The sequence below is a fragment of the Actinokineospora xionganensis genome (assembly GCF_014323725.1).
Taxonomy (GTDB): Bacteria; Actinomycetota; Actinomycetes; order Mycobacteriales; family Pseudonocardiaceae; genus Actinokineospora; species Actinokineospora xionganensis.
Window position 1 is genome coordinate 1 of sequence record NZ_JABVED010000040.1, and the last position, 11680, is coordinate 11680.

The window sequence follows — 11680 nt, forward strand, 5'->3', positions numbered from 1 at the left end:
CAACGCATCCAGCCCAGGATGAAAAGGGCTCACTGAATGTGATGGCGAAGGCGTTGAGTACTGGTTTCCAGCGCATCGTCCATCGGGTGCGGCCTGTTCCGGTGGGGTCCAGGCTGCGGGTCACAAGATACAGACACTTCATCGCCGCTTGCTCGGTCGGGAAGTGCCCGCGAGCACGGATCGCGCGGCGGTAGCGGGCGTTGAGCGACTCGATCGCGTTGGTGGAGCAGATCATCTTCCTGATCTCGACGTCGTAGTCGAGGAACGGGACGAACTCGGTCCAGGCGTTGCGCCAGAGCCGGATGATCGCGCGTTCCGCTCCAGGTTCGGCCATCCAATCGATGAGCCGAACCGTGACCGCGTAGGTGCCTGGGTCGGCGGGAATACTTAGCCGATCCGGATTGACGTCGCCACCGACGGCCTCCAGCCCGCTCAATACCACCAAACCCTTCGACACCAATAGGTAGATTCCGCGCTCGATGCTCGACGAGATCGCCGCGTCGTCGGCGACCTGAGCCTCCCAGTCCTCCCGGCTGGTGACGTCAGCGAACCCCTCAGGCTGCCTGAGGCAAAACATTCCCGCGTCAGTCCTGAACGCCTGCGTCCATTCCCGGATTCGGGATTCCATCAGCTCTCCCTGACAGCGATCCGCGCTAAAAGAGGGCCTCGTCGACTTGGCAGCCGACGAGGCCCTCCTCAAGCATCGATCCGAACCTAGTTGAACGTCCTGACCTGACCGCGATAGACCTGGTCAGCATCAGTTTCAGGCGCCACTTCGACCACAAAGTCAGGCAGGGCGCTAGCCGTCGGCTCACCGTCGGCAAACGATCCCGGTTCCAACTTCCAGTCGATCAGATGTACGTAGACCGAATACCGACCAGCGGGCAGTTCCAACTCCTCACCGTCGCCGACATACTCGCCGACGTTCTCAAGTCCGCCTAGATTCACACTGCCCTTGGAAATGAGAAGGTACGGCTCGGAACTCACCAACAGATACCTTCGCTCCCGCTCCGTCAACGGCGTCTGGCGAATCACCACTTGGAATGCGCCATCACCGCCGATGTTGATCGGAACGAAAGCCCCCGCCGCGATCTGGCGAATCAACGCCTCGTCCTCAGCGACGTGATCCTCCCACGTGTCGAGATCAACTACGTGCGCGAATGCTTCTGGCTGCCAGACTGCGCACAGGCCAGCTGACGTGTAGACCACACGTCCGGGATCGTCCACGTCATCCATGGCTCATCATCCTAGCATCGGTCGCTAATGCTGATACTGCACACGACGTCGCCTAGCTTCAACTTCTTCTTTTTGATCTGCTGCGCGATTTGCGGACCAAGACTCCGGTTTACCGAGAGGTCCAAAGGCCACATGTTCGACACTTCGTCGGCACCGCCGAGTTGGAGATCCTGCTTGTGGTCGACGTCAGCTCCGTCCGGAATCTCGTTGCCCGCGGCCTTGAAGCGATCAGCCGCCGATTTGGGATCCCGTTTGACCTTGGTCACGACCATCGTGGTGCCATTGAGTGCGGCGACCTTGGCGTCCGCCGCGGCCCGCTGCGCATCTGTCCAGCTTGCCTTGTACTTCAGCTCAAGCGTCGGCCCGTCGCAGTTGTGGACCAGAAGGGAAACAGCGGCGGCACCCACGTGGTAGGAGTGGATGCCGTCGACCGTCAGGTCGTGGACCACCCCAGTGCCGGCGAAGTGGCGCTTGGCCGTGACCTGGACCCAGGTGCCGGAGGACGTGCGCAGCCACGATCCCACTGCCACGTCCGCGACTGGGACCCAGTCGCTCAGGTCGGCGACCCAGAATGGGTGCCAATCTGTGGCGCTGATGGTCGTCGTGGCGGTGCCGGCCGGGCCGTCGACGTCGACGGTGAGTTCCGTGCGTTCCGGTTCGTCGTTGTGGGTCCAAGTGGCCGTCACCTTGCGGCCGGAGGATTCACCGGTCTCGGGATCGGTCGCGACAACTTCGTCGCCTACATCGACCTCCTCGATCGGTTTCCTTGACCCGTCGGCCATCAACACCAGCGTTCCCGGCGGGAAGCTGTGCTTCTGGCACTTCTTCAACAAGCTCTTCAGCTTGTCCATGCCCTTGCGCATGAGGGCGGAGTACGCGGCACGCCATTTGCCGAGCTTCTCGATGGCGGCGCTGACGCGGTGCTCCCACTTCAAAGCCATCTTGACTGCCTTGAAGACCTTGTTCGCCGCCCCGATCAGCTTGAGGAGCTTCGCCGCCGGGATGAGGCTGGCGCAGGCGAGCAGGTCGAACTTGGTGAAGCAGTCCCGCAGGTCGTTGAAGCCGGTGAGGTCACCCAATAGGTCGGGCAACTCCGCCTTCATGACATCCCAGAAGCCCTTCTTCGACTGGGCGTCCTGCATCATCTGGGCGCACTCGGACTCGGACATGCGCAGGCCCGCGCACGCCTGCGCCTTTGACTCCTTGTCGAGTTTGGCGACGTTGTCCTGGTATTCCTTGCTGTAGCTCGGATCCGATTGCAGGTCGGCCTGGTCCTGCTCGGTCCACGGGTCGTAATCGCTGACCGTGTGGTTGCAGTTGACGTCCGCGCACTCCGCCAACCCGCTGGGGTCCCAGAAGGTCGCCGGTGCATTGTGCGCGTAGGCATAACCGTGGATCTGTTGCGGTTCAGCCAGGTCCATGATCGGGTCGACGCTGATGAACCGGCCCGTTCTCGGGTCGTATTCACGGGCGCCGACGGACGTCAGGCCGCTGGTGTCCTTGGTGCCGCCCACGAAACCCTCGTTCGTCGGCCAGTACCGGGGCGCCAGGCCGCGGGAGTTGCCGAACGGGTCCGAGTGGCGGCGGGTCACGTACAGGTTCGATGCGGTGATCGCCGTGTCGTCGGTGCCGTGGTGGTCGCCGAGCATCCACTGCAGGCCGGAGACCGTGCCGCGGACGGCGACCGTCGAGCCGCCGTGGGTGTAGTAGCGCCTGCCCTCGATGCTCGGGTTGCTGCCGGTGTTCTGGATGAGCTCGTGGCCCGGCAGGAACAGCGTGTTGCGTCCCGGCTCCTTCTTGATCAGCCGCGCACCCGAGGCGTCATACAGGTAGGTCGAGGACTGCCCACTGGCCTCGGTCACCTTCGACACGCGGCCCTCGGCGTTCCAGTCGAGCTTCTGGAGGCTGCCGTTGAGGTTGCGGCTGATCGTGTTGCCCGCCGCGTCGTAGCCGTACTCGTCGAGCTGGGTGCTGTTCGGCGTGGACCTGTTGACCTTGGTCAACGTGTGCGGGCGGACCGCGCCGACACCGGAGGCCGGGTTGGTGTAGTTCTCGGTGGTGGTGCCCGCCGAGGAGCGCGACACCATCGACTTGCGATTGCCGATCTTGTCGAACGTGAAGTCCTGCCAGTACGGCGCCGCACCGCCCAGCGCCGCCACCGACTTCGCCGCGGCGCAGTCACCCGAGGACGGGGTCCACGCCGAGGTCATCCGCCGCTGGTAGTCGTACTGGAAGCACTGCGTGTCCGCGGTGCCGTCCGTCGGCGTGTCACCGATCTTGGTGATGTTCCCGGCCGGGTCGTAGCCGAACGACCGGTTGGTCACCTGCGGCTGCGTGGTGGTGTTCCGCTTGACCTGGATGTTGTCCAGCCGCCGGGTGCCTTCGGTGTACGAGCTGTTCAGCCACACCTTGTTCGGGGAGGCACCCAGCGTGACCCGGAGCGTCTCGCCGTACGGCGAGTACATGTGCTCCGAGGCGTAGTCGCTCGACCCGTAGGTCGACAGGGGCTGATCCATGTCGTTGTACGTGTGGACGATGTTCTCGGCCTGCAGCCCGCCGACCGCCGGGACGGTTTCCCTGAGCACCAGGCTGTTGTAGGCGCTGTAGCTGGTGCCGAAGGTGTACGTGCCCGCCAGCGGACCCTCGGCCGCCGGGATCACCACCGACATCGACGTCGCCCTGCCGACGCTGTCGTAGTGGTTGACCTTCTGCGTGTAGGCGTTGCCGTTCTGGAACCTGGTGGACGAGGTCGGCATGCCCTTGCGGAGCGTGTCGAACACCCACTCCGACAGCTTGGCGCCCGTCTTGTCGAACATCGCCGTCTTGCGGCCGAGCGCGTCGTAGGTGTACGACAGCTTGTCCCCGTTGGCGTCCGTTGTGGACGTCAGCTGGTCCTGGTCGTCATAGGCATACGTCGTGCGACCGTGGTCGGGGTCGTTGCCCGCCGCCCTGCGGCCCAAGTGGTCGTACTCGTAGGTCCACTCGTTGCCCTCCGGGTCGGAGACCTTGGCCAAGTGGCCCTTGGTGGTGTACGCGTACTTCGTCGCGTCATACGTCGCGTCCGCGCCGTACACACCGGTCGCGCTGCGCGCGTGGTACTGCCTGCGCTCCACGATCCGGCCGTGCGCGTCCTTGAGCACCGCCGTGGCCGTGTCACCCTGGGGCGGCGTCGTGTAGGTGTTGTCACCGCCGTAGCGGAACTTCGACCGCCACTGCTCGATGTCGAGCTTCTTCAGGATCGTCTCAAGTGGACGGCCCAGGTCGTCGTACTCGGTGACCGTCTGGTTCGGCACCTCGTTGTCGTACGCACCATGGAGCACCGGCGTCGGAGGGTCAAGGTTGTAGTACGCGCCATTGACCCGGAACGGATTCCCGCGCGAGTCGTAGAACGTGTCGGTCAGGACCCGACCGCCGTTGAGACCCGAGGTCTGCGACTGCCGCTGGCGCAGCAGGCCGTCGAGCAGGTCGTAGGAGACCGCGTACTTGCCGTTCTCCTTCAGCGAATGGGTCGTCACCACCGACGGGCCGTCCGTGCGGTAGTCGTAGGCGTACGTGGTGTTCGGGAGCGTGTCCTTCGCCTGGCCCGGCAGCCACACCTTGGTGAGCCTGCCCAGCGCGTCGTACTCCAGCTCCGCCCGCTCGCCGTTGATCCCGACCTCGGTCACCGGGTGACCGCGCTTCGGGTCGACCGTCGTGGTGGTGACCCAGCCCGCACGGTTGGTGGTGCTCACCGTCGTCGGGTTCCCCGTCGCCGGGGTGTAGGTGGTGGTGGACTTCACGCCGTCGACATCCGTCGACTCGACCACCCGGCCGTAGGCGTCGTACTTGGCGCTGTTCACCGTCTGGTAGTTGCCGCCGCCCATCCAGCGCTGCGACGCCGAGGGCTCACCGCGCGTCGGAGCCGCACCGAAGGCCTGGCCGTCGTACGAGGTACGCACGTCCGACAGGACATCGGCGTCCACGCCAGGGAAAGCCGCACACGGCTTGGCGATCTTGCGGATCGTCGAGGCGTAGGTCAGCAGCCACAGTGCCTCATTCTGCACGTACGTGGTCACCGCGCAGGACTCGTCACCGCTGACCTTGGTGTCGCCCTCGTCCTCGACCCGCTCCGGCAGACCGATCGGCGTGAACGTGGTGTTCGTCTTCGTGTAGCGCCAGTTCCCGTCCTCCTGGCGGGTCCGAGTCGTGGTCGACTTGGTGCGCAGGATGAACGCGGGGTCCTTGCCGTCGTTGGCCGTTTCGATGAGGTGGGGTTCGCTCACCGACGCCGCGACGACCGCGCCGCCGCTGTGGAGCAGCGTCTCACGGGTGAAGCCGCGCAGCCTGCGCTCGTCCTCGACCTTCCCGCCTGCCCCGTCGGTCACCCACACGTCGCGGGTGCCGCCGTTGGGCAGCGTGTCGCCGTCCATGCCGCGCAGGTACAGCGCCTCGCTGACCGTCTGCGGCGTGCCCGCGGCGCCCCTGATGACCTTGACCTTGCCGAAGCCGCGCCATTCGGACCAGGTCCGCTCGTTGGCCTCTGCCTCGTCGTTGTCGTCGTAGTGCCAGCCGCCGCCGCCGAGGTACTCGTAGTGCGTCTGCTGCTGCGAGGGGCCGCCGGTGCGCGAGTCCTCGGTGACATGCTCGACGACGTACTTGTGGAACCAGTCGAGGATCGCCTCGGACTCGGTGGGCGGAGTCCACCACACCGGGTAGCAGCGGTAGGTGTTGCTCTCCGGGTTGGCGGGCATGCGCGTGGCCCGGTCGCAATCGTGCGGTGCGTAGGTGACCTGCGTCAGTGCGCCCGCCTCACCGACGATCCGGTTGAGCCGGTACCGCGACAGCGGCGGGTAGCCGTCGATCGCGTCCACCCGGTTGTCCAGCAGCAGACCGGAGAACTGGACCTCCGGCAGCGACGCCGTCCCGCCAACGTGGCCACTGCGGGTGACACCCGACAGCCACAGCGGACCCGGCTTGCTGGTCTCCACCGCCGGAAACTGCTGGCGCATCGTCCACGAGTCGACCGCCTCGGTGCCCGAGTAGGTGACGACCTTGGTCAGGCGCTTGCGCGAGAAGAACGCCGGGGAGAAGCGCCCGGTGCAGTCCTCGCCCGCGTTGCAGATGCGGTCGAACGGCACGTCCGGCCAGTGCGACGCGGTGTCGGCGTTGAGCTGGCTCGGGTCACACGTGATCGTGCCGCTGGGCAGGCACCGCTCCGCGGTCTCGAACACGACCTTCGCGGGCGCGCCCGCGTACAGGTTGTCCGAACGCAGGCCGTACTCGATCCGGTCGAGCCGACCCGCGGCCACGTAAGCGGTGTTGGTGCCGTTGACGCCGCCACGCTTGTAGTGGTTGATCTCGTGCGCGTAGTAGAACGACATCGCGTTGCCGCGCGGGTCGACCATCAGGTCGACGTTCCAGCGGTAGGGCTGGGTGCACGACGAGTTGGCGTACGAGGCCGCCTGGTGGCACGGCTCACCCGCGTGGTTGCCGAACACCGGCATCGTGAACGTGGAGTTGGTCTCCGGCTTGCCCGCGGCCCAGCCCGGCAGCTTGTTCAGGCCCAGGAAGTACTGGGTGCCATCAGGGGACGTGACCTTCCACTGCTCCGAAGCGTCGTACCCGTTGGGCGAGCCGCCGATCTTCTCGATCCGGGAGCCGTCGTCCTTCTCCGGGCGGAGCTTGCCCGTGACACTGTCCTTGATCAGCTTGCCGGACATGCCACCGAGGGAGACCGTGTAGTGCTCCTCCTTCCAGCACATGTCACCGGTCTTGGTGGTGCCCTGGTTGCCGCCGTCGTCCTCGGCACAGGCCCGGTAGGTGCGCTCGATGAACCCGCCCGCGGAGAGGTCCCAGCCGTCACCGACCCAGGAGGCCTGGTTGTTGGTCACCGAGGTGCGACCGTCCACATTGCTCGACGCGTAGCTCAATCCGAGCTGCGGCGCGGCGCCGCCGGGTGCCATCGGCACGGTCAACGGGATGCTGTAGGTGAAGTCGCCACTGGACGTGCCCGCGGACCACGATCCGGAGGGGGCGAGGTTCGTCGCCCCGTACGAGCCGTTGGACCCGGACGTTCCCGACGTCGCCGCCACGACCGCAGTGCTGCCTGCGAGCGTGACATCGGCGGTGAGCTGCTGGGACTTGGTGTCGTTGGCGGTGTCCAGCGGCGTCGACCGCTGGCATTCGGCCTTCTCCGGTGTGCTGAGCACGCACTCCGGGAAGGCCGCCAGCCGCAGCCGCGACCCGAAGTCGCCGCCGTAGCCGCCCGCGAACTTCGCGTAGTCCAGCCGGACGGTGACCTTGTCGTCCTTGGCGCCACCGGCGTCGGTGACGCGCATCAGCACGCCTGCCACGCCCGCCTTGCGCGTCACTGCCTGGTCGAACGTCTTGACGTTGACCTTGGCGGTGCGCGGCTTGCGCTTGTCCGTCAGTCCAACATGGACCGGCAGTTGACCGACCTGCTTGAGCCCGGTGTCCGCGCGCCCAGCGGACTGCACGACAACCTCGGTCTGCGCCTCACCCTCCGCGGGCCACGACGCCGCCGCGGCCTGCTGGGTGGAGAAGTCCATCGGCGGCAGCGGCTCGATCGCCACCGGCCCACCGTTGACCGACCGCTCCTGCTGAACGGCAGGCCCCTCGTCAGCGGCCACAGCCGGGGGACTCACCGCGGTCACCGCGGTGGCCGCAACGGCCAGCGCGGCGACCACGGTGGTCACTCTGGATAGTCGACGTACTCGCATCCAATCCCCTCAGTGAAGTCGAACCCTTCCCGGCGACGCCGGGAAGGACAACCAGTGATGCGGCCTACCAGTTGGCCATCTGACTCAAGCAGGCGGGCGCGCCGCCTTCACAGCTGTCCGGGACGACGCCGGTGAACACCCGCACCTCCCGGACGCTGCCCTTCCAGAAATCGGTGGAGCGGCCCTCGTACCCGACGCGCCCGATCAGCAGGCCGCGGCCGGTGTCCGGCAGCGTGGTCGCGGCCCCCGCGTACCAGGACGGGGCAGTCGTGCCCTCGACGTACTTGCTCACCGTCGTCCCGTCGTTCGGGTATGACGCCTGCTCGACACCGTTGACGAGGAACCGCATCTTGCGCGCGGGGGCGTCGTAGACCGCGGCGAGGTGGACCCAGCCGTCGGCGTTGACGTCGTCCTGTGCCGTCTTGTCGCTGAGGATCCAGCGCCCTTCGACACCGTTGGCGCCGTTGGTGCCGTTGGCGAACACGATCAGCGCGAAGCGCCGGTACTCCGGCCGGTAGGTGAGCACGAAGGGCGAGTACGTCCCGTCCGCGCTGAGCACGGTGCGGGGCGTGCTGTCGTAGACATCGGGTTTCGCCCAGGCGGACACCGTGAACGACTTGTCGGTGCGCAGCAGGTTCGGCCGCGGCACACCGATCGTGCTGGCGAGGTTCCACAGACTGTGCGCGTCGACCCCGGTGAGCACCGCGTCGTACACGCGCAGTTCGTCGATCTGGCCGGGGAAGAAGTCGACCCGGTTGCCGTTCCACTTGGCGGCGCCGACCACGAACGGGCCGGTCGAGCTCCACCCCGCGGTGTAGGCGGTCTCGGCTTCGAGCACGCCGTTGACGTAGAGCCGCAGCTTGTCGGCCGCGGCGTCGTGGACACCGAGCAGGTGGGCCCACTGCCCCAGGATCGGCGGGTTCTTCGACAGGGCGGCCGTCTCGGCGGGATTGTCAGTGTCACCGCTGGTCGCGGCGAACGACCAGCGGTTCTGGGTCTGGTTGTACCGCAGCGCGAAAGACATCGACCGGGCACCGTCCTGTGACGCCACGGTGAACGAGCCGTCGGCGCGGTCGAGCTTCACGTACGCCGAGACCGAGTAGTTCGCCGCGGTGTCGAGCACCGGGGTGTCGTGCCGTAGGTAGGTGTCGGAGCCGTTGAGCGCCACGCTCCTGCCCCACATGCCCGCCGCGTACGAAGCAGTGCCTGCCGCGGTGCCTTGGCGGGCGGTCAGCGTCCGGCCGGTGCCGGAGGTGTCGTCAAGTCCGTCCTCGAAGTGCCATTCCCCACTGGGTTGTGCGGTCACCGTCCGGCCACCGTGTTCGTGCCAGCCGTAGCTGAAGTGAGCGGATGTGGTGCCGTTCTGGGGGTCCCACGAGATGTGGTCGCCGTACAGGCTCGCGGTCCCGCCACCGACGGAGTCCACGGGGGACCCGTCGAGCCGGTACCGGGCGCGCTCCACCGGCGTGTTGTGCAAGGTGGCGGCCTCGGCCGCGTTCAGCGGTCCGTCATAGACGTTGACCTCGTCGATCAGGCCGTTGAAGCGGTAGCCGCGCACGCCGTTCTGCTTCGCGGCGCCCACCACGAACGAGCCCGCGGCGTTGAACACGGTGGTGATGTCGCGTTGTCCTTCCAGGACTCCGTTGACATACAGGAACAGCTTGCCGTTGCCGGTGTCGTAGACGGCGGCGACGTGGGTCCACACCCCCGCCTGCGGGACGCTCGTGCCGATGGCCCACTGGAAGGCGTTGCCGTCGACGTCGGCGCTGGGCATGCCGACGATGAACCGGTCGACATCCGGCGAATACCGCATCAGGAAGCCGCTGTTGCGGTCACCGTCCTGGCTGGCGATCGCGTAGTAGCCCCCCTTGTCGGCCAGGTTCACCCACGCGCCGACAGAGAAGCTGTCAACGGTGGTGATGGTCCTCGGGCCCACCAACTCCTTGGTGGGCAGGGAAGGACCGACCCGCAGCGCCTTGTCCGCGTAACCGGACTCGTAGGCGATGGCCGCCGCGGATGCCAGGTCCGGGTTCGCGCCGGTGTTGCGCAGCGAGTCCTCGAACAGGTACTCCGCGAGGGGCTGGCCATTGGCGCCGCCCGAGTGCAGACCCGTCACTTCGGTGGCGGTCAGCGCGCGCTGGTGCAGCCGCGCGCTGTCCATCGACCCGGTGAGGAAGTCGGCACGCTTGCCCACGGCTTTGCCCGCACCGAGGAGGAACAAGCCAGTGGAATGCCAGAGGTGCGAGGTGACTGTCGTAGAGCCGGAGAGAACGCCGTCGACGTAGAGCTTCATGGACGCGCCCGGCTTGTCGTAGACCGCCGTGAGGTGAGCCCACGTGTTCAGGACAGGCGGGCCCTCCGACAGCACCTGGTGCGCCGTCTGCGTGGTGTCGGTGTCCGAGGTGGACGTGGTGAACGCCCACCGGTTGTCGGCGCTGCTGTACCGCAGGCGGAACGCCGAAACGCGATCGCCGTCCTGCGATGCCACGGTGGCGTCCTGATCGGTCGCCGCGAGGCTGACCCAGGCCGAGACGGTGAAGCTGGCGTCGGTGCGCAGCAGCGAGTCCTTGGCCTGGTAGGTCTCGGACCTGGCCGACTCGAGCAGCACCGACCGGCCGCTGTGGCCGTCGACGAAGTAACCGCCGGGCGGGGGCGGGCCAACGTAGGTGAGGTCCTTGGCCCCCGACACGTCAGCCGGGCTGTCCTCGAACGACCAGCGGGCGACCTTGCCGGAAATCCCGACGCGGTAGTCGGCCACGTCGATCTGGTACCGCCGGATCGCCGATTTGTTGCCCGCGCGGTCAACCGAGCGCACCGACAAGATGTACGGCCCCGACGCCGACGGCGACCACGACACAACCGCCTGGCCGTTGAGCGCGGGCGGGGTCGCCTTGGTCGCGGGGTCGTCGCCCTGGCTGGTGAACGAATACAGGTAGTGCGCGATGTCGCTGGTGCCCGCGGGCGCGGAAAGGGTGAACTTGCCGCTCACACCGACGGCGCCCGCGCTCGTGCCCTGCGGGTATTCCGCTGACGTGACCACTGGCTGGCCAGGGACGGTGGTGTCGAGGATCAGCGAGCACGTGTCGGACTGCGGGCCGAGCAGATCGTTGTCGCCCACCGTGACGTGCCAGTTGTACTGCCCGTCAGCGGTCAGCGCGTCCGAGGGCAGGGTGACCTCGCCAAACGAACCGGACGGCACGTTCGCCACACCGACCGCCTTGCCCCCGATGTGGAAAAGCGCGTTGAGCACATCGCCGTCCGGGTCGGCCAGCCGTGCCCGCAGCCTCGGCTGCCGGACACCCACGTAGGACCCGCAGGCCTTCGCCTCCCACGCCTGCCCACCCGACCCGTCGATGCTGAGGTCGCCCGGCTTGGCCGGGTAGGAGTTGTACATGACCACGAGGTACGGGTTCAGGTCGAACCGGCGCCACGAGGTGTTGTCGCCCTCACGCTCGCCCGCCAGCAGGAACGTGGTCTCACCCCACTTGTTCCTCGCGGCGGTCTCGATCGCCGACTTCGCCGACAGGTCCATCCCGCCGGGATTGCCCGGGCACCACTTCCAGTGCTTCGTCGCGTTCCCCGACGACAGCGAGCCCCCGCTCGCCCCTGGCTGGTGGTTCCACGTCGTGTTGCCGTCCACCCAGCCAGCCAGGTAAAGGTGCGTCGGGGTCGCCCCAGAGCAGTGGTACGAGTGGATCGTCTCCACGTGCATGGAGGCGCTGATG

Annotated in this window: 3 protein-coding genes and 1 pseudogene; all 4 read right to left on the reverse strand. The window is 67.0% G+C overall.

The window, feature by feature from the left end; genetic code table 11:
- Positions 1–310, reverse strand: a pseudogene (locus tag GPZ80_RS31570) (transposase); the annotation flags it as partial.
- 404 nt (positions 311–714) lie between these two features.
- Positions 715–1236 (reverse strand): DUF6386 family protein, encoded by a 522-nt coding sequence (locus GPZ80_RS31575; protein WP_187224768.1) that lies wholly within the window; start codon positions 1234–1236, stop codon positions 715–717.
- Between the two features lie 11 nt (positions 1237–1247).
- Positions 1248–7931 carry an RHS repeat-associated core domain-containing protein gene (locus GPZ80_RS33925; protein ID WP_187224769.1) on the reverse strand — a complete coding sequence of 2228 codons (6684 nt, stop codon included), beginning with the start codon at positions 7929–7931 and terminating at the stop codon, positions 1248–1250.
- 88 nt (positions 7932–8019) lie between these two features.
- The gene (locus GPZ80_RS31585; protein WP_187224770.1) at positions 8020–11667 is read right to left on the reverse strand and encodes a LamG domain-containing protein; all 3648 of its coding nucleotides are present in this window, start codon (positions 11665–11667) and stop codon (positions 8020–8022) included.
- Positions 11668–11680 lie beyond the last annotated feature (13 nt).